We start from the raw sequence: 19,484 nt of genomic DNA on the forward strand, positions 1-19,484 counted from the left end.
TTTAAAAAAACCGAGAATTTAATTGATGAAGCTTATTTAAAAGTACGCAGAATTGCCCATGCAAAAAATGCAGGTGTAATTGCAAATCAAGGTTTATTATTAGCCATACAAATGATGGCAGAAAAAATATCATCCGCAGATAAAATACAAATAGATGTTATTCATTTTGGATTAAACAAACGTTTAGAAAACAGTTTAGAAATTACACTTTTTAGAATTATTCAAGAATTGGTAACCAATATTATAAAACATGCTGATGCAAAAAATGCAACTATAAATATTTCTTTGTATGATAAAAACCTGAACATAATTATAGAGGATGATGGAAAAGGTTTTGATATTAAAAAAGTGAATTTAAATAACGGAATGGGCATCAGTTCTATAAAAACTAGGGTTGAACATTTAAATGGTACTTTTAAGGTAGATTCTACTTTAGGCAAAGGAAGTTCTATTATTTTAGATATTCCTGTTCCTTAAATCATTACTTGTAGGTATTTTATTGTTTTACAAAATTTGTACATTTATTAAAAAAAATATGATAACAATAATAATGGCAGAAGATCATCAAATGTTAATTGATGGCGTTAAATCTTTTTTTGAGTATGATGATAATATAAATATTATTGGTGCCGTTAATAATGGTGATGATTTAGTAAAAATTGTAAACTTAAAACAACCTAAATTAGTAATTACAGATATTCGAATGCCAATTATGGATGGCATACAAGCCACTAGAATCATTAAAAAAAATATGCCATACATTAATGTTTTAGCCATGACAATGTTCGATCAACCAGATGCCATAAAACAAATGTTAGATGCTGGTGCAACTGGTTATATTCTTAAAAATTCGGGTATTAAAATGTTATCAAAAGCCATAGTAACTGTTGCATCTGGCGATACTTTTTTCGATCCTAATGTAGCTTTTAACTTTATGAATAATTATATTGATGAAAATGTTACTATAGGCAAATCTGATAAAGTAACTTTATCTAACAGAGAAAAAGAAATTTTAGGTTTAATAGCCAATGGTAAAACCTCTAGAGAAATTTCAGAAATCTTATTTATTGCCAAAACAACAGTAGATACTCATAGAAAAAATATGATACGAAAATTAGATTTAACCTCTGGTAACGAATTGGTTAAATACGCAATTGATAAAAAGTATCAATTTTAATTTGCTACCTCATTAATAAATTTAATTCGCATTAAACGCAATTCTTCATCATCATAATCGCCATCAAATTCATCTAAAGCTTCTTGTATGCCATCAGATTCAGCTTCCATAAAATAATCATAAATTTCTTCTTGCTGATCTTCGTCTAACAAATCATCTAAAGCATAATTAATATTTATTTTGGTACCTGAGTAAATAATGGCTTCCATTTCTTTAATTAGCTCACTCATTTCTAAACCTTTAGATTTTGCAATATCTTCTAAAGGCAATTTCTTATCGGTATTCTGAATAATAAATAATTTTAAACCAGAATTAACACCAGTACTTTTCACAATTAAATCGTCTGGTCTTAGCACTTCATTTTCTTCTACATACGTGGCAATTAATTTTACAAAATCTTTACCATATTTTTTGGCCTTACCTTCTCCTACTCCATGTACTTTTGATAATTCTTCTAAAGTTATTGGATATTTTAAAGCCATATCATCTAAAGAAGGATCTTGAAAAACGGCAAATGGTGGTACACCTTGTTTTACGGCTACTTTTTTTCTTAAATCTCTTAAGAGTTTTACTAATTTTTCATCAGAAATACTGCCAGAAGATTTAGAGTTTGTAATAATTGAATTATCATCTCCTTCATGATAAGAATGATCTTCTGTCATCATAAAAGAAGTTGGCTTTTCTAAGTATTTTTCACCTTCTTTAGTTAATTTTATTACTCCATATTGTTCAATTTCTTTCTTAATAAAATTAACTACCAATATTTGGCGGATTAAGGCCATCCAATAAGAAGGTGTTTTAGCTTTACCAATACCAAAAAAAGGCTGTAAATGTGTTTTATGCGATGTTAATAAGGCATTTTCTTTACCAACTATTGTATTTACAACTTCTTTGGCTTTGTATTTTTGCAATGTTTCTTTTACAACTTTTAAAATTATAACAACATCTTCTTTGGCTTCATGCTTTTTCTTCGGATTTCTAGAATTGTCATCCATATCTGCGCCTTCGCCATTTACTTCGTCAAATTCTTCTCCAAAATAATGCAGTAAATATTTACGCCTGTTCATCGAAGTTTCTGCATACCCCACAACTTCTTGCAATAAGGCATGCCCAATTTCTTGTTCAGCTACTGGCTTACTAGACATAAATTTTTCTAGCTTTTCGATATCTTTATAAGAGTAAAAAGCCAAACAATACCCTTCTCCATCATCTCTACCTGCTCTACCAGTTTCTTGGTAATAACTTTCTAAACTTTTTGGTATGTCATGATGTATCACAAAACGAACATCTGGTTTGTCTATTCCCATACCAAATGCAATGGTAGCCACAACAACATCGCAATCTTCCATTAAAAACATATCTTGATGTTTTACACGTGTTTTTGCATCTAAACCTGCATGATAAGGGACAGCATTTATTCCATTTACTTGTAAAATTTGCGCTACTTCTTCTACTTTTTTTCTACTTAAACAATAAATAATTCCAGATTTTCCTTCTCTTTGTTTTACAAAACGAATGATATCTTTTTCTACCTCTTTTGTTTTTGGCCTTACTTCGTAAAATAAATTTGCTCTATTAAATGAGGCTTTAAAACGATTTGCATCTGTAATTCCTAAGGTTTTTAAAATATCTTCTTGTACTTTTTCGGTTGCTGTAGCTGTTAAACAAATTACAGGTACACTATCAATAGCTTTAATAATGTGTTTTAAATTTCTGTACTCTGGTCTAAAATCATGCCCCCATTCAGAAATACAATGGGCTTCATCTATGGCAACAAAAGATATTTTTTGAGTTCTTAAAAAAGTAACATATTCTTCTTTTATTAAAGATTCTGGTGCAACATAAAGCAGTTTTGTAATTCCGTTTGCAATATCTGCCTTTACTTGCGCCACCTCAGTTTTATTTAACGACGAATTTAAAACATGTGCAACTCCATTGTTTTCAGAAATACCTCTAATGGCATCTACTTGATTTTTCATCAAAGCAATTAACGGAGAAACCACTATTGCTGTACCTTCTGCCATTAAAGCTGGCAGCTGATAACAAAGAGATTTACCTCCACCTGTTGGCATTATTACAAAAGTATTATTATTGTTAACAATACTCTTTATTACTTCTTCTTGTAATCCTTTAAATTTATTAAATCCAAAGAATTTTTTAAGAGGACTATGTAAATCCATATAAATATTAAATTATCATTTTTAGAAAATGCAAACCGATTACTATATTGTTTGTCGAAACTTATTTTTATAGTAAATTTGCCTGTTTCGTATATCTAAAGATATAACTTTTTTTTATTCTGATAAAAACATAAAGCTTGAAAGATAATACCACTATAATTACAAACGCAAAAAAAACAATTATTGCCGAAAGTGAAGCTATTGCTAACTTAGCAAACTTTATTGATGAAAGTTTTGAAAATGCTGTAAATTATATTCATAATTTTAAAGGAAGAGTTATTGTAACTGGTGTGGGTAAAAGCGCCAATATTGCTACAAAAATAGTGGCAACATTTAATTCTACAGGTACACCAGCTGTATTTATGCATGCTGCAGATGCTATTCATGGCGATTTAGGAAATGTTTTAGATGATGATATTGTAATCTGTATTTCTAAAAGTGGAAACACTCCAGAAATAAAAGTTTTAGTTCCGTTGATTAAAAATTATGGAAATAAAATTATTGCTATAACTGGCAATGTAGATTCTTATTTAGGTAAAAATGCAGATTTTACCTTAAATACTTATGTAGAAAAAGAAGCTTGCCCAAATAATTTAGCACCAACCACAAGTACAACTGCACAATTAGTAATGGGTGATGCACTTGCAGTTTGTTTATTGCAACTTAAAGGATTTACGAGCAAAGATTTTGCAAAATATCATCCAGGTGGGGCTTTAGGCAAACGTTTGTATTTAAGAGTTTCTGATTTAATTGTGAATAACGAATTACCTAAAGTTACTAAAGAAGATACTATAGCTCAAGTAATTATTGAAATGTCTGAAAAGCGTTTAGGTGTTACTGCTGTTGTAGAAAACAATAAAATTTTAGGGATTATTACTGACGGAGATATTAGAAGAATGCTAAGTAAAACGACTAAAATTGATGATTATGTAGCTGAAGATATTATGAGTAAAAACCCAAAAACCATTCATAAAGATGCTATGGCTATTGATGCTTTAGACGCTTTAGAAAACAATAGTATTACTCAAATTTTAGCTGTAGATGATTTAAATAATTATGCAGGAGTTGTACATTTACACGATTTAATTAAAGAAGGAATTTTTTAATGGCAGAACAACAAAAAGAAATGTCTTTTTTAGGGCATTTAGAGGAATTAAGATGGCATTTGGTTAGAAGTGTTGCTGCAATTTTTATTTTGGCAATTACATTCTTTGCGTTTGCGCAACAAGTATACGACCATTTTTTACTAGCACATATTAAACCCGATTTTATCACCTATCAATTATTTTGTGATTTATTTCAACTATTTGGTATAGATAGCGCATTTTGTAATGTTAGTTTTGCTGATAAAAAACTACAAAGTATTAAGGTAACATCGCAATTAATGAATTCAATTTGGTCTTCATTAATTCTAGGTTTAATTGTTTCATTTCCTTATTTATTATGGGAAATTTGGCGATTTGTAGCTCCTGGTTTAACCGCTCAAGAAATTAAAAAATCGAAAGGTTTTATTTTTATTGCTTCATTTTTATTTTTTATCGGAGTTCTGTTTAGCTTTTATGTAATTGCGCCAATATCAATTCATTTTTTATACAATTATCAAATTACAGATGCTATCGAAAATAGTTTTACGCTAGAATCGCATATTGGTTTGGTTACAAATATGTTATTAGGCGTATCTATTTTATTCGAATTACCTGTACTGATCTATTTTCTAACCAAAATCGGATTAATTACACCAGAATTTTTAAAAAAATACAGAAAACATGCTTTGGTAGTTGTATTAATTTTAGCCGCAATTATTACACCTCCAGATGTTGCAAGTCAAGTTATAGTTGCAATTCCTATCTTAATTTTATATGAAATAGGAATTATCGTATCAAGAAGAGTTATTAAAAAACAAGAAAAGAATGCCAACAAAAGTTAAAGAATTTAATGATTATCGTGCTAAAATGAACGATAAAATCTTAGCTTCAGATAATAAAGTTATCAAAAGAATATTCAATTTAGATACCAATGCTTTTAAAGAAGGGCATTTGCCTGTAAAAACCAAAGAACTATTAGGTTTGGTAGCTTCTATGGTTTTAAGATGTGATGATTGTGTACAATATCATTTAGAAGCTGCCATGAAAAATGGTGTTAGCAAAGAAGAAATGATGGAAACCTTGTCTATTGCCAATTTAATTGGTGGTACCATTGTAATACCTCATTTAAGAAGAGCTGTAGAATATTGGGAAGCCCTAGAAGAAGAACGTGATTTATTAGTGTAATTCTTTTTGTTTAAGAAAGGTTTAAGATTTTTAGCAGAGTTATTTCTTACTTTTACAAAACAAACATCACTAAAAATCATCTTTTAAATACAGACACATTAACAAAAATCTATGATTTTAAAAGCAGAAAACATCCAAAAAATATATGGAAATAGAAAAGTTGTAAAAGGCATTTCTTTAGAAGTTCAGCAAGGTGAAATTATTGGCCTTTTAGGGCCTAATGGAGCAGGAAAAACCACTTCTTTTTATATGATTGTTGGGATGATAAAACCTAATGAAGGCCATATTTATTTAAATAACGAAGAAATAACCAATGATGCCATGTACAAACGTGCGCAAAAAGGAATTGGTTATTTGGCTCAAGAAGCTTCTGTTTTTAGAAAACTTTCTGTAGAAGATAATATTATGTCTGTTTTGCAGTTTACAGACTTATCTAAAAAAGAACAAAAAATTAAACTAGAATCTTTAATTGAAGAGTTTAATATTGGTCATGTTCGTAAAAATAGAGGCGATTTATTATCTGGTGGTGAAAGACGTAGAACAGAAATTGCACGTTGTTTAGCTTCTGATCCAAATTTTATTTTGTTAGATGAACCTTTTGCTGGTGTAGATCCTATTGCTGTAGAAGACATACAAAGTATTGTGGCGCAATTAAAAAACAAAAACATTGGTATTTTAATTACAGATCATGATGTACAAGCCACTTTGGCCATTACAGATAAAACGTATTTAATGTACAATGGTAGTATTCTAAAAGAAGGTACACCAGAAGAATTAGCTGCAGATGAAATGGTTAGAAAAGTGTATTTAGGTAAAGATTTTGAACTGAAGAAAAAGAAAATTTTTCAATAAGAATATTTTTTTTGTTTGTTTAAAGTGATAATTGCTTTTAAAGTTTCAAAATTTCATCAAAATTAAAACAAAAACTATTGGTTAAAACAGCCAATATGCCATAGAATTCCTGAAGGATCGTGTAAAAAGAATTCTTTGCCCCAATCATTTGTAACAATTTTAGACAATTTTACTTTAGGATATTTTTCTGTAAGTTTCTTATGCTCTATAGCTAACAAATAACTTTCGATATCTTCTACCTCTAAAAACAGCATAGAATTATCTACCCAATCTTTAACATACGCATTTTGTAAGTAAAAAGATAATTTATCATTTACCACAAAAACGGATAAATTGCTTGCTAATTTCTTTTCTATAAACCCCAAATCTTTGTAAAAATTACTAGAATTTTCAAAATCTTTTGCACCAATAAAAGGTCTAATGGATTTAAACATTAAAGCTTATGCTAAAAATTCTTTTTTAGAAAAATGAAAACAGAAACAAACTCCACTTTTACCATCTTCTCTTTGTTGCAAGTAAATTTCGCCTCCTAAACGTGTAATAATAGATTTTACAGTAGCTAAGCCAACTCCAGTATTATCGTTATTATCGTTGTTTAAAGTTTCGAAAATATTAAAAACTTTTTCCCAATATTTCTCTTCAATTCCTGGACCATTGTCTCTATATATAAATTGATAATGTTTAGGATTATTGCTAAAATCTATTTCTATTTCTATATTCTCTTGATTAGTGTATTTTCTAGAATTTGAGATTAAATTCTGAAAAACTTGTACAAAACCTATTTTAGAAATATGGATATTTTCATCTAAATCTTTAGCGTTTAAATTAATTTTATTTTCAAAATCAATATTCTCTATTATACTGTTTAGTAATGTTTTTACATGAATATCTTCATAAACAATATTTTCTGTACTTGCTTTTGTGTATTCTAAAATATCATCAATTAAAGTACTCATATATTGCACTCTGTTAGAAATTAAGCCAATATGACTTTCTGCATCTGTACCTTTAAATAAATTTCCATGGTCTACATTTAAAACATCCAACAGAAAGTTAACTCCATTTATTGGCGATTTTAAATCGTGTGTTAATCGATAAGCAAAATTGTTTAATCGTTGGTTTAATTTTTCTACTCTGTTGTTAACTATAGTAAGCTCTTTGTTTTTTTTCCTTAATTCTAATAGACTAACTACTTGTTTTGCTAAAAGTTTTAAAGATTGTTTTTGAGTATCAGTTAAATCGCTAGGTTGATTGTCTATAACACACAATGTACCTAATGAATGCCCATCTGGAGTATTTAAAGGCGCACCTGCATAAAAAATTACTTTTGGTTGTTCTGTAGTTAAAGGATTATCGTAAAAACGTTCATCTTTAGTAGCATCATTTACAATAAATAATTCGTCAGGATTTAAAATACTATGTGCACAAAATGCCAATTCTCTTGGCGTTTCTGTAGCATCAACTCCGTATTTAGATTTAAACCATTGTCTCTTATCATCTATTAAAGAAATTAAAGCAATAGGTGTATTACAAATACCTGATGCAATTTTGGCAAGTGCATCATAATCTGCTTCTGGTAAGGTGTCTAGAATTTCATAATCTTTTAAAGCTTTTAATCTTTCTTCTTCATTTTCAGGAATTTTTGCTGACTGCATAACATTAAATTTTGGGGGTTAAATTTTTTACTATTGATAAAACTACATAAAAAGTTATAATAATTGGTATAGACAAGTAATTAATTTTTAAAATTAATACTAAAGATAAGATTAAAAATGAATACGTTACCCAATTCTTTTTCAATGAATAGTCTTTAAACTTTAATGAAAATAAAGGAATTTCTGCATTCATTAAAAAAGTTAAAGCCCAAGTAATGGCAATTAAAAAGTAATTATTGTAGGTTAACTGTATTGCAAATTCTACATCTGAATACTCCTGAATTAATGGTAAAGAAATTACAAACAAACACATTGCTGGTGTTGGTAAACCTATAAAAGAATCGGTTTGTCTTACATCTAAATTAAACTTTCCTAACCTGTAACAAGCTGCTAAGGTTAAAATTAAACCAATTAAAGAAACATCAAAAAGGCTATTATCAACATCGTTAAAATCTTTTTGTAGGTTGTTTTGTATTAATTTTAGCATAAAAATTCCTGGTACTACTCCACTTGTAACCATATCTGCTAAAGAATCTAATTGTTTGCCTAATTCACCAGTAACTTTTAATAAACGTGCTGCAAATCCATCAAAAAAATCGAAAAGAATCCCTAATAAAACAAATATACTTGCATTAATAAAATCTTCTTCAACAGCAAATATTGCTGCAATTGTTCCGCAAAAAAGGTTACCTAGAGTTAAAAGATTTGGAATATAGCTTACGATTTTCATTGATGTTTTTTGTTGATTTTCGGCTAAAATAAGCATTCAGATTTACTCAGTTTTCTTAATTATTAATTTTTTGTGATATTTGTAAGAGTTCAAAAAAATTATGCCAGTATTCCATTCAAATTTTCTGCCTACAATTCCTTTTAGAAATGGTCATTTTAATACCATGTACAGACCTCTTTTTATGAAAGACAAGGCCAATTACACCAGAAAAAGAGTAACAACTTGGGATAATGATTTTATAGATTTAGATTTTTCTTTTGTAAATTCTAAAACTTTAGTGCTACTAATTCATGGTTTAGAAGGTAGTTCAGAATCTAAGTACATTGCTTCAAATACAAATCACTTAAATAGTAAAAACATAGATACTGTTTGTTTTAATTTAAGAGGTTGTAGTGGCGAAGACAATGTATTGTTAAGCACTTACCACAGTGGAAAAACAGAAGATGTCGATTTTGTGGTAAATCATTTGATAGAAAATTACACCTACCAAAATATTATTATTGTTGGTTTTAGTTTGGGGGGTAATTTAACCTTGAAATATCTTGGCCAAAAAAGTGATCAAATATCACCAAAAGTAAAAGGCGGAATCGCAGTTTCTGTACCTATTGATATTGGATCGTCTGAACAAGAAATGGACAAACTGAAAAACAAATTGTACATGGAAGTGTTTTTTAAAACCATGAAAAATAAGATTTTAGAAAAATCACATAAATTTCCAGAATACAAACTCGATAAAGACAAATTATTTAAAGCTACAAAATTTAAACATTTAGAAGAGCTTTATACAGTACCTATTTTTGGTTTCGATAGTCCAGAAGATTATTGGCAAAAAGCCAGTTCTAAACCTTACCTATTAAAAATTAAAGTACCAACTTTATTGGTTAATGCTAAAGACGACACTTTTTTATCTAACCAATGTTATCCTTACCAAGAAGCTGAACATTCTGACTATTTCTTTTTCGAAGAAACAAAATATGGTGGACATTGTGGTTTTATGACATCATTTAAACCCAATGAAAATAGATGGTTAGAGCATAGAATTTATCGTTTTATAAAAGAAAATATTCAGATTGACATTTAACAAACAATATCTACCAAAAACAATAGTTAATTTAGTAGGATTTAAGATATTTGTTATTGATAAACTATAAGCTGTTGAAATATAAATTTTTACTTATTTTAATCATTTTCCCACTGTTTTTAAAAGCACAAGTGTTTAGAAATTATTCTAACGAATTTTTAAATATTGGGGTTGATGCTGCTGCTTTAGGTATGAGCAAAGCTGTTGTAGCCACTACAAATAATGTAAATGCTTCTTATTGGAATCCTGCAGGATTAGTGGGTATAGAAGATTATCAAGGTTCTTTAATGCACGCTTCTTATTTTGCTGGTATTGCCAATTACAACCACGCAGCTTTTGCAATGCCCATAGATTACCAAAGTGCTTTGGGTATTTCTGTTATTCGTTTTGGAGTTGATGATATTTTAAATACCACAGAATTAATTGATAGCGAAGGAAATATCGATTTTAATAGAATCAGTTTGTTTTCTGCAGCAGATTATGCTTTTAACATTGCTTATGCCAGAAATTTAATTTTTAAGGATGTAAAATTCGGAGTTAATGCCAAAATTGTTCGTAGAATTATTGGTGAATTTGCTTCTTCTTGGGGTTTTGGGTTTGATGCAGGTATTCAATTTGAACGTAATTCTTGGAAATTTGGTTTAATGGCAAGAGATATTACTACAACATTTAACAGTTGGGCAATTAACGAAGAAGAGTTTGATAAAATTAAAATTGCCAACTGGTTTGTAGACAATCAGGGAAATCAGCTTTATGTAACTGAAGTTGATGGTCAAGAAATTTTAACTTATCAAGATAATACACCTTACCTTGATGAAAATGGAAACACAATTTCACCAAATCAAGAATTGCCAGAAAACACAGAAGTTACCAAACCAAAAATACAAGTTGGTGTTGCCAAAGAATGGAGAGTTGGCCGATATTTAAACTTACTTTCTGAAGTAGATTTAAATGTTCGTTTTGAACAATCTAATGATATTTTTTCATCAAAATTTGCAAGTGTAGATCCTGCAGTTGGTTTTCAGTTAGATTATGACAAACTGGTTTATCTACGTTTAGGAGTTGGTAATTTTCAATACATTACTGAGTTTAACAATAGTAAATCTCTTTCTGTACAACCCAATTTTGGAGTTGGTTTTAACTACAAAGGCATTCAAGTAGATTATGCGTTAACCAATATTGGTAGCGTGGGTAATGCACTATTTTCTAATATTTTTTCAATTACTTTTGATTATAGTTTCTTTAGAAATTAAAACAGTATGCAAAAAAAACACCTATTTTTCTTCTTCTTTTTATTGTTGATAAAACCCTTACAAGCACAAGTTAACCTTTCAGTATATGCCGAAGTTAGTATTATAACTGGTGCACCAGGTACAGAATTGTACGAAGCATTTGGGCATTCTGCAATCCGAATTAAAGATCCGCTTCTAAAATTAGATTTAATTTATAATTATGGAATGTTCGATTTTAATGCTCCAAACTTTTATTTAAATTTTACAAAAGGGAAACTCTTATACAAATTAGTAAGGTACGATTTTAAGTATTTTTTAAACTCGTATAAGAGTGATAAACGCTGGGTAAAAGAGCAGATTTTAAATTTATCGCAAAAAGAAAAACAAGCATTTTTTAGCTATTTAGAAAACAATGCTTTACCACAAAATGCTACTTATCTTTACGATCCTTATTTTAATAATTGTGCTACTAAATTAAGAGACATTACTTCTACTATTTTAGGTGATCGAGTAACTTTTAAAAATGATAGTATTAAAAAGGACTTGTCTTTTAGACAATTAATGAATAGAAAATTACATTGGAATACTTGGGGTAATTTCGGAATTAACCTAGCATTGGGTAGCAAACTAGACCAAAAAGCAAGTGTAGAGCAATACATGTATTTGCCAGATTATGTGTATCAAGTATTTAAAAAAAGTACTTTATTTATAGAGAATCAACCAAATGCTTTAATAAAAAAAGAAGTTACTCTATTAGATTTTAAAGAGGTAGAACAAAAAACATCGATATTGAATCCTTTGTTAATTTTTAGTCTTATTGCTTTCATCGGAATTTTTATCACATTTAAAGATTTTAAAAATACGAAAAGGAATAAAGTATTGGATTTTACTTTGTTTTTTACAAGCGGAATTTTAGGTGTTTTAATTCTATTTTTATGGTTTTTTACAGATCATGCAACAGCTCCAAATAACTTTAATTTTCTGTGGGCTTTTGCTCCTAATTTAATTTTTGCTTTTCTATTAGTAAAGAAAAATCAACCGAAATGGATGCATGCTTACTTTAAAACATTGTTAGTATTACTCGTTTTAATTCCTGTTTTATGGATTTTAAAAGTGCAGTTATTTCCATTAGCTACAATTCCTTTACTAATTTTACTTTTTGTTAGATATTTATTTTTAGCCTCATTTTATAAAAAATAACAACAGTATTTTAATGGATTATCAATTAGAAATTATTCCTTTTGAAGCACAATATGCCACTCATTTTTATGATTTAAATGTAGAATGGCTAAAGAAATATTTTTATGTAGAACCTTATGATGAAAAGGTGTTAAGCAATCCTAAAAAATATGTTTTAGACCCTGGAGGATTTATCTTTTTTGCAAAATACAATAACGAAATTGTGGGTGTGGTATCTCTCATCAACCAAAAAACTTTTTACGAGTTGAGTAAAATGGCAGTGGCTCCCAAATTTCAGGGCTTAAAAATAGGCTTAAAATTAATGGAGTTTTCTATCGCTTTTGCAAAAAAACAACACTGGAAAAGTATAACTTTATACTCTCATAGAAGTTTGGTACCTGCCATTAACTTGTATAAAAAAATGGGCTTTAAAGAAATCCCTGTAGAAGAAAATTCGCATTACGAACGTTCTGATATTAAAATGATTTTAGAGTTTTAAAGGTAGGTTTCAGAACCGTCTCAGCTATAAGTAGTTGCGTGGTTTAGCAATTAACTTTGCAGGTACACACCTAGCTGAAAATCCGCTAGGATTTTCAGAAGTAGGCGAGAACAAGCAATTACTTATAGCCATTGTTGTGTGCAGTTTTTATAAATTTTAAATGTTTTATTAAATCCCACAACTTTTTAGGTTCAGTTGTAAATTCTTCTAAATTCACGATTATTAGTCCAGAATCTCTCTTACTCGCCCAAATAAAATCTTCAAAACTATCAGTTGTTTTAATTTTCTCCAATTCCGATACATTATTTTTTAAATCAAGTATTGCAATAGTTGGATAAGTCACTCCAGTAATTTCGTCTAGAGTATTATTTTCAAGTAAACCAACTGTACTTATTTTGGCTTGTGAAAAATCACAATTGAGTAATTTATTTTCAAACCTTAATTCAAAACGTCCTTTAAATGAACAATTTTTGAATTTTGGATTCCAATTTCCGCCAGTTTGTTTTGTATGAGCCCAAATAATACAATTTTCGAATACACATTTGTTTGTCAAGACAAAGGTATATTTGGCAGAGCAACGAATTTTTATTTCACAATCAATAAAAATACATTCTAAAAATGAACCAACGAATTCCTTTGCATCTATCTCAACTATTTTGTTGATGATTTTTTCTCGATGTCTTCTGTGAACTGGGAATCCGTGAGCTGTACTATTTGGTAATAACTTTTCTTTTACAGAAGATTTAATGGCCGTACTAAATTCTAAATTTTTGTTTTTTCCAAAAAGTTTGTTCAAAATTGACATAGTTTATCTTTTTCAAATTACCCACAACTAGCTGCCACACCCACCTTTTTCTAAATTATGCATTACAAGCATTTTACAAAAAACAAATCTAGCGTTTCGTTTTTATTTTTGTTTATTTCTTTTGCCTGTTTGCTTATGTTTTTCTTTAAGATTAGTTGCTGTGGTTTAGCATCTAATTTAGTAAATAATTACTGACAAAGAAAGGTCTAAAGGACTTTTGTAAGTAAGCTAAAAGTAGCTATTTAAATACTTTGTAAGCTTTTACTAATTTTTATTTTGGTTACTATTCATTTCTCTTTCTAAACATTTTCAAAAAACTTCACAGCATATTTACAATATTCTATTATTAAGTCTTTATCTGTATCAAATTCCTTTCGTTTTCCTAAATATCTATGACATGTTGATGTTATTTCTTTTCCTTCACTTAGTTCTTTAAATGAAATACATTTAATATGTTTTTTGGTTACAAGAACAAAAAGAGCATTTTCAAAAGGATAATCGCCATATTTAGCAATATCCTTTAATTTTAATTCTCCCGTTGCTCGATATTTAACTTCAATAAAATGAGCTTGATTATCTTTAAAAACTACAAAATCAGGCATTTGTCGAATATTTTTAGAAACATCTCCTCTAACTCCTTTTAAAAGGTCCTTTATTCCTGGAATTGAATTTTCCATTCCATAACTGAATACTTGAAATCCAAGGGAACGAAAAAGTTCTTCAACAATCGTTTCTGCAATTCTGCCTTTTATAACTCCTGAAATCCAAGGGTTTTCTTTTGATTTGTATTCAGTTTTTTTTATCTCGTTATTCTTTTTTTTAGGTTTCTTTTCTGAAATTATTACTTCGTCACTTTCTCCATTTTTTTTATAACACGAATAACAAAGTCCTCCATTAAATTTTGTGTATTCTCCACAGTTTATACACTTAGCCATATTTTATTATATACTATTTTTTTATTCAAAAAATTTCAATTCCACAAACTTGTTCAACAATATTTTGAAACTAACGCACACACCCACTTTTCTAAATTAATAATACCCCCTCTACCCTTTCAGTACAAGCATTTTACAAAAAACAAACCTAGCGCTTCGTTTGTAGTTTTGCTTTATTTTTTTGCCTACTTACCAATGTTGTTAATTAAGGTTTGTTGCTTTAGTTATGCAATAAAATTACTAAATTATTAATGACAATTAAAGGTCTAAAGGACTTTCTTAATTAGGCTTTAACCAGCATTTTTTTTTACTCGGTGTTAGCAAACGTAATTTTTATTTCTTTCAATTTATTGTTAATCACTATCAGAAAGGTCAGGATAATTATCATCGTCAATTCCGTCTGGAAACATTATATCTTCAAGGTAAGCTAATTCTTCAGGAGTCGCATATTCATCGTCATCATCATTTGAACTTGTAAATATTGTTAAATTTAAGTTTTCAATTAGTTCATTGTTTTCATTACTCGTTTTTTCGAAGTTTTTATATTCCATTTTTTGAAATTTTATTTGTTATTTTTTCCTTTGAATTTATATATTCTTTTAATTACTTTTTTTCCATCACCTCCTAACTCTCCACTAAAACCATTTTCAGTAACATTAACTCCAATTTTTCCACTTGCACCAGCTTCATAATATTCCTCAATTTCAACGTCTATAGCATCTTCAATTCTCTTTGCTATTGCAACTTCTTGACTTACTTTAGCTTCAAGTTCTAAAATTTTCGTTTCAGCTGTTCTTCTTTTAATTTCATCTTCAATCTCCTTATAATTTCCATTGTCAATTATGCTTTGTGATTTTTTCGATGATTCAATAATTGTTTCAGTAATTAAGGAAGCTATTCCATAACTAGGAATTAATATTTTTGCAGCTGTGTTTAATTTTTCTTTCATTTTCTTTATTTTCTTGAGTTCAGTTTTATGTTTGCTAACGGTTAGTATATAAAAAGTAGTGCAGTTGATTAGCACTTACTTTCATACCATGATAAAGTTCGATACGAGAGCTGAAGTTCTAATTACGCACTTCACTCGGCATCACTTATACAAAATGTTGTGTGCTGTGGTTTTTCTAATTCTAAATATTGAATATCTTACTTACAAATTTATAGGCTTGTTTTTCACCTGTGTTAGGATTAACCCATTCGTCAATTTTTTTTGGGATTGAAGTTATTATATACGCATTGTCAAAAGAAACATCTCCTTCACGAATCCTATCATAAAAATCGGGATCTGTCATCGAAACCCGCTTGATTCTGAATTTCGCCTTTGACCAATCAAAATCAATTTTTGCTTTATCATTATCATTATTATAGATCCTTACATTTGAAACTTTCATAATTGATTCTGAAGGTGCATTTACATTAGCAAATTCGGTTTCATTTAAATATGGCCTATAATTACCCCAAAAATTTTTATAAGAGTATTTTTGATATACCCAATCAAGAAGCTCTTTGTCTGTTCCGTTTCCATTATTTAAGCTTCCTTTGCCTTTATTCTTGCAAGTACCATTATCAATAACCCAGTTCTCTTGTTGCTTACCTTGTGGCATTGGTTTGCCATCAAACTCAATTATATCAAGAGGTTTTGCAAAGTCTATTTCGTGACCTTGTACAGCACCCCCACGACCATCATCTCTAACTATTCTTATCCATTGACTTGGATTGTCTAAGTCAAGCCCTCCTGGGCATAGACCACCATTTCTACAGCTAACTGCTAATAATAATACTTGTTTTCTCATTTTAAGTCTTTACCAAATTTTACTTCGTTACTAAATTTATTTAGTAGCATTTCAGACACCAATCTTCGATGACACTTTTCTGTAGTATGCTCCGAACAGAGAAATGCAACATTATTATAATCACTAAATTGTTCAACAAAATTGTTGATTTTTGATTCCTTTTCTAAATACTTATTGAACTCTATTTCAAATAATTTATAGTCTTTGTTCATTGCAGAACCTTTGGTTCTTACCTCTTTCAGTAATTCCTTTTGTGGTGATAAATCCACTCTATGAACATATTTGCAACCATTAGCCAACTTGTCCAAGAAATAAGGCAAGTCTTTTTCAAATGCAAATCTTGACAATTGTCCGTTTGGGTTTAATCTAACATCTATTAGACAATCGATATTATTATTCTTTAATAACCCAAAAAAATCTTCTGCAGATTTTTGTGTAAATCCTATGCTAAATAAATTAATCATACTCGTTATAGTTTTTGTTGTTTTTATCTAATTTCCAACCGTGTAATAGATTCCAATACCTATCACAAAAGTTATTTTTTTTATCTTGTAATGTATTGCCAAAATAGTTTTCAATTTTAGCTGATTCAAAAATACTTGAATTTAAAACGTCTAATTTCTTGATTTCTAATTTATTGAATACCACTTCTGACAACTCCATATTAATGTTTTCATTTGATTCAGTTTTAATTTTTCCATTTTTGTTTTTAGTTATATGAAGTACTTCTATCCAATCTCCAAACTTTTCCTCAATCTTTTGGCTTATAAAAAAGAATCTGTGACAATCAATAGGTCTCTTTTCGCTACACATAAGCGCGAGTGTATATTCATTTTCATATGCCATTTCAATTCTTTTTATGCCCTCTGAAAAATATTCATCATTTCTGAATTTTTGAAAATCAACGATTTCTTCGGAAGAATATAGTTCAGTTTTTTCAGGTCTATTACTTTTTGAAATTGGAAATATGTCCTCAAAAAATATATCAGAAGCTTTTGAAAAAACATCTTGCATTGGACTTGCTTTTGCTCCAAGTTCTGGCATATGACCATATGAAATAGAAAAATGTTTACTTGCAACTTTCAAATTGTTGGCATTACATTGCGGGTACTGCTTGGAATATGGCATAGAGCGAACATCAATTAGATGAGTAACATTAAATTCTTTTAATGTTTTGAACATTTTCTCAATGTCAATAACAGCGCCATTTTGGAATAACGTATAACCTAGTGTGTATAATTTTCGTCTTTCCATTTTATAGTTCTCTCAGGTTTGTGTTATTCTTCATTTTATCTTCAATTTCTTTTGAAATTATTATTTCAATTTTATTATTCTTTTTGTTATTATTAAAAGCAACTGAATATTTAGCTAATAGTTCTCTAACTTTTTGGTTGTATTCTGAATGCTGATAGTTAATGAATATCTTACTTCTATTTGCAATTTTTTGAATGTATATTAAAATAAACTCTTCAAGCCCAATTTCAAAATATCTACAACTAATTGCCCAATTGTGAATATGAAAAGTGCTGTATGAATAAGTATAGGTTATTGCGGAACATATTCCCAAATTTTCACCATTTTCTCTACATATTTCAAAATACAACGATTTTGCATCGCCTTCAAACTTATTATCATTTCTAGAGAATTTGAACTGATTTGATTTAGAGTATAATTTAATGGATTCACTATGTGTATTAGCGTTTATTACTTTGATTGATAATTCAGGTAAAGAATTTTGAGTACGCTCCGTTTGAATTATTCTATATTGTTTTCTTCTATCCTGTGAATTTAAGGATAACTCAACTCTATCAAATATACAACCAGCAATTAATTGAATTACTAATTCATTATGATTTGTCCATTCAGGTATAAATACTTCTGGTAATTTAAGTTTTACTTCATCTCTAACTATTTGATTATCGTCAATAAATACGATTGAATTTGGTAAAATAGAGAGTTGTTCCGCTATTTTTTTTATATTTTTACTTTTATCATTATTATTCGCAATAATGAAATCAATCTGATTTTTTAATGGAAAAATGTTTTCATCCAACTCTTCTATTGTTGATTGAACCATTTTAGAATCATTTCTTGAACAAACTGCAATAAAAAGGCCTAATTCATTCGCCAACGATTTAACAAATTTCATAAATGCGATAAAAGTAGCCCCTTGTTCAGATTGTAAATTTTCTTTTATCTTATCTATTCCGACTTCAGAAAGGGTTCCATTCCATAATGTATCGTCTAAATCAAGCACAATAGCTTTATACAATATCTTTAATTTGCTAATTATTTGTGCAACTATCTTTGTTATGATTATTCCGACTACATGTATGTCGGTTTTACTTGAAATTTCAACAATAGCTGGTAAGTTTTGGATTTCATATTTAAACTTATAATACGTATTTTTTGTTGTGTTTTTACAAGTAATTTCGATTTCATTTATACTTTCTTGGTTGCCTTCATTTTCTATAATAAAATTATTCTGTTTGAGTTCTTCAATTAAGCTAACTAAAACCGTGTCATCTTTTGGAATAAACTCATTAAGGCCTGTTATGGCAACAACAAATTCATCTGTATTATAATTTCGAAATTTTTTGACAAAGTCATTTATATAAACGCGTAGAAATGCGTTGGCAATTTGTGTAGTTTTTATTTTTTCTGACTTAGTCATTCTTTAATATCCTTTTTTAAGCAAGATTTTTCTGTTTTGGCGTATTTGTTTCTGATTGTTGTGTTGTCTTTTGCCATTATACACAACTCAAGGCCATACCCAACTGTTATAAATTAATAACTATTCTCTTCTCCTCTATTGAGTTCAAAAAATAGTTTTCAACGGAAATTAAACTCCATTAAAATTGTTGTTTTGGTGTTTTGGCCTACAATTTTTCAATAAATATATAAAAATTTTTATGTTAACACAGCCCAACCCAAAAAAATAAGGCACATAGTTTATAAATTATCGGCAACAAAACTCCAAAAATTCATTACAAAGGCATAAAAAAGTCACTCTACACAGACCTTTCTATAGGTTCTGCTCCAGTTTGCTTCGGGTTTTGTTCGTAAAAGCATGCATTTTTGAAAAATACACCCTAC

Annotated in this window: 22 protein-coding genes; 10 read left to right on the forward strand and 12 right to left on the reverse strand. The window is 29.0% G+C overall.

The features are described from left to right. Window positions 1-477: sensor histidine kinase (locus ACWYN7_RS16610; RefSeq protein ID WP_462861098.1), on the forward strand; the 477-nt coding region annotated here is incomplete at its 5' end. A gap of 58 nt (window positions 478-535) precedes the next feature. Further along, a complete protein-coding gene (locus tag ACWYN7_RS16615; RefSeq protein ID WP_462861099.1) occupies window positions 536-1,177 on the forward strand; it encodes a response regulator in 642 nt (213 codons plus the stop codon). Here the strand turns inward: ACWYN7_RS16615 and ACWYN7_RS16620 are convergent. After that, window positions 1,174-3,357, reverse strand: a complete 2,184-nt coding sequence (locus ACWYN7_RS16620) for a RecQ family ATP-dependent DNA helicase (RefSeq protein WP_462861100.1) — start codon at window positions 3,355-3,357, stop codon at window positions 1,174-1,176. The two genes, ACWYN7_RS16615 and ACWYN7_RS16620, sit on opposite strands and share 4 nt — an antisense overlap. 137 nt (window positions 3,358-3,494) lie before the next feature. Here ACWYN7_RS16620 and ACWYN7_RS16625 point away from each other — a divergent pair, with 137 nt between their 5' ends. The 4 genes from ACWYN7_RS16625 (at window position 3,495) to lptB (ending at window position 6,479) form a co-directional block, all read left to right on the forward strand. Continuing rightward, window positions 3,495-4,463, forward strand: a complete 969-nt coding sequence (locus ACWYN7_RS16625) for a KpsF/GutQ family sugar-phosphate isomerase (RefSeq protein ID WP_462861101.1) — start codon at window positions 3,495-3,497, stop codon at window positions 4,461-4,463. Further along, window positions 4,463-5,284 carry a twin-arginine translocase subunit TatC gene (tatC, locus tag ACWYN7_RS16630; RefSeq protein ID WP_462861102.1) on the forward strand — a complete coding sequence of 274 codons (822 nt, stop codon included), beginning with the start codon at window positions 4,463-4,465 and terminating at the stop codon, window positions 5,282-5,284. Before ACWYN7_RS16625 ends, tatC begins: the two co-directional genes overlap by 1 nt. Then, a complete protein-coding gene (locus ACWYN7_RS16635) occupies window positions 5,268-5,627 on the forward strand; it encodes a carboxymuconolactone decarboxylase family protein (RefSeq protein WP_462861103.1) in 360 nt (119 codons plus the stop codon). The genes tatC and ACWYN7_RS16635 overlap by 17 nt, the downstream gene beginning before the upstream one ends. A 111-nt stretch (window positions 5,628-5,738) precedes the next feature. Continuing rightward, on the forward strand, window positions 5,739-6,479 hold the full coding sequence (gene lptB / locus ACWYN7_RS16640; protein WP_462861104.1) for an LPS export ABC transporter ATP-binding protein: 741 nt from the start codon (window positions 5,739-5,741) through the stop codon (window positions 6,477-6,479). Window positions 6,480-6,553: 74 nt separating this feature from the next. Here the strand turns inward: lptB and ACWYN7_RS16645 are convergent, their stop codons facing one another. The 3 genes from ACWYN7_RS16645 to ACWYN7_RS16655 are packed head-to-tail and all read right to left on the reverse strand — an operon-like array spanning window position 6,554 to window position 8,864. Next, window positions 6,554-6,913: a VOC family protein gene (locus ACWYN7_RS16645; protein ID WP_462861105.1), complete on the reverse strand. Its 360-nt coding sequence runs from the start codon at window positions 6,911-6,913 to the stop codon at window positions 6,554-6,556. Window positions 6,914-6,919: 6 nt separating this feature from the next. Next, complete coding sequence (locus ACWYN7_RS16650; protein WP_462861106.1) at window positions 6,920-8,134, reverse strand: sensor histidine kinase; 1,215 nt, start codon at window positions 8,132-8,134, stop codon at window positions 6,920-6,922. Between the two features lie 4 nt (window positions 8,135-8,138). Beyond that, complete coding sequence (locus ACWYN7_RS16655) at window positions 8,139-8,864, reverse strand: CDP-alcohol phosphatidyltransferase family protein (RefSeq protein ID WP_462861107.1); 726 nt, start codon at window positions 8,862-8,864, stop codon at window positions 8,139-8,141. Between the two features lie 100 nt (window positions 8,865-8,964). Between ACWYN7_RS16655 and ACWYN7_RS16660 the strand changes: the two genes are divergently transcribed. From ACWYN7_RS16660 to ACWYN7_RS16675, 4 genes are all read left to right on the forward strand, one after another. Beyond that, entirely contained in the window at window positions 8,965-9,945 is a 981-nt protein-coding gene (locus tag ACWYN7_RS16660; RefSeq protein WP_462861108.1) for a YheT family hydrolase, read from the forward strand. A 74-nt stretch (window positions 9,946-10,019) separates the two neighbouring features. Next, window positions 10,020-11,198, forward strand: coding sequence for a PorV/PorQ family protein (locus ACWYN7_RS16665; RefSeq protein ID WP_462861109.1), 1,179 nt, complete (start codon window positions 10,020-10,022; stop codon window positions 11,196-11,198). A gap of 6 nt (window positions 11,199-11,204) precedes the next feature. After that, window positions 11,205-12,377 (forward strand): lipoprotein N-acyltransferase Lnb domain-containing protein, encoded by a 1,173-nt coding sequence (locus ACWYN7_RS16670; RefSeq protein ID WP_462861110.1) that lies wholly within the window; start codon window positions 11,205-11,207, stop codon window positions 12,375-12,377. 13 nt (window positions 12,378-12,390) lie between these two features. Further along, on the forward strand, window positions 12,391-12,855 hold the full coding sequence (locus tag ACWYN7_RS16675; RefSeq protein ID WP_462861111.1) for a GNAT family N-acetyltransferase: 465 nt from the start codon (window positions 12,391-12,393) through the stop codon (window positions 12,853-12,855). A 118-nt stretch (window positions 12,856-12,973) separates the two neighbouring features. On the opposite strand, the gene ACWYN7_RS16680 is transcribed toward ACWYN7_RS16675, so the two are convergent. The 8 genes from ACWYN7_RS16680 to ACWYN7_RS16715 form a co-directional block, all read right to left on the reverse strand. Beyond that, a complete protein-coding gene (locus ACWYN7_RS16680; RefSeq protein ID WP_462861112.1) occupies window positions 12,974-13,660 on the reverse strand; it encodes a hypothetical protein in 687 nt (228 codons plus the stop codon). 299 nt (window positions 13,661-13,959) lie between these two features. Next, a complete protein-coding gene (locus ACWYN7_RS16685) occupies window positions 13,960-14,595 on the reverse strand; it encodes a hypothetical protein (RefSeq protein WP_462861113.1) in 636 nt (211 codons plus the stop codon). A 353-nt stretch (window positions 14,596-14,948) separates the two neighbouring features. Beyond that, window positions 14,949-15,146 carry a hypothetical protein gene (locus ACWYN7_RS16690; RefSeq protein WP_462861114.1) on the reverse strand — a complete coding sequence of 66 codons (198 nt, stop codon included), beginning with the start codon at window positions 15,144-15,146 and terminating at the stop codon, window positions 14,949-14,951. 11 nt (window positions 15,147-15,157) lie between these two features. Continuing rightward, the gene (locus ACWYN7_RS16695) at window positions 15,158-15,544 is read right to left on the reverse strand and encodes a hypothetical protein (protein ID WP_462861115.1); all 387 of its coding nucleotides are present in this window, start codon (window positions 15,542-15,544) and stop codon (window positions 15,158-15,160) included. Window positions 15,545-15,725: 181 nt separating this feature from the next. Continuing rightward, window positions 15,726-16,388: a dual OB domain-containing protein gene (locus ACWYN7_RS16700; RefSeq protein ID WP_462861116.1), complete on the reverse strand. Its 663-nt coding sequence runs from the start codon at window positions 16,386-16,388 to the stop codon at window positions 15,726-15,728. Continuing rightward, window positions 16,385-16,852 carry a DUF488 domain-containing protein gene (locus ACWYN7_RS16705; RefSeq protein WP_462861117.1) on the reverse strand — a complete coding sequence of 156 codons (468 nt, stop codon included), beginning with the start codon at window positions 16,850-16,852 and terminating at the stop codon, window positions 16,385-16,387. Before ACWYN7_RS16705 ends, ACWYN7_RS16700 begins: the two co-directional genes overlap by 4 nt. Further along, window positions 16,845-17,642 carry a DUF488 domain-containing protein gene (locus ACWYN7_RS16710; protein WP_462861118.1) on the reverse strand — a complete coding sequence of 266 codons (798 nt, stop codon included), beginning with the start codon at window positions 17,640-17,642 and terminating at the stop codon, window positions 16,845-16,847. Before ACWYN7_RS16710 ends, ACWYN7_RS16705 begins: the two co-directional genes overlap by 8 nt. Window position 17,643: 1 nt before the next feature. Beyond that, a complete protein-coding gene (locus ACWYN7_RS16715) occupies window positions 17,644-19,062 on the reverse strand; it encodes an HAD-IIIC family phosphatase (protein WP_462861119.1) in 1,419 nt (472 codons plus the stop codon). Window positions 19,063-19,484: the final 422 nt, after the last annotated feature.

Source organism: Polaribacter sp. M10, assembly GCF_054968445.1.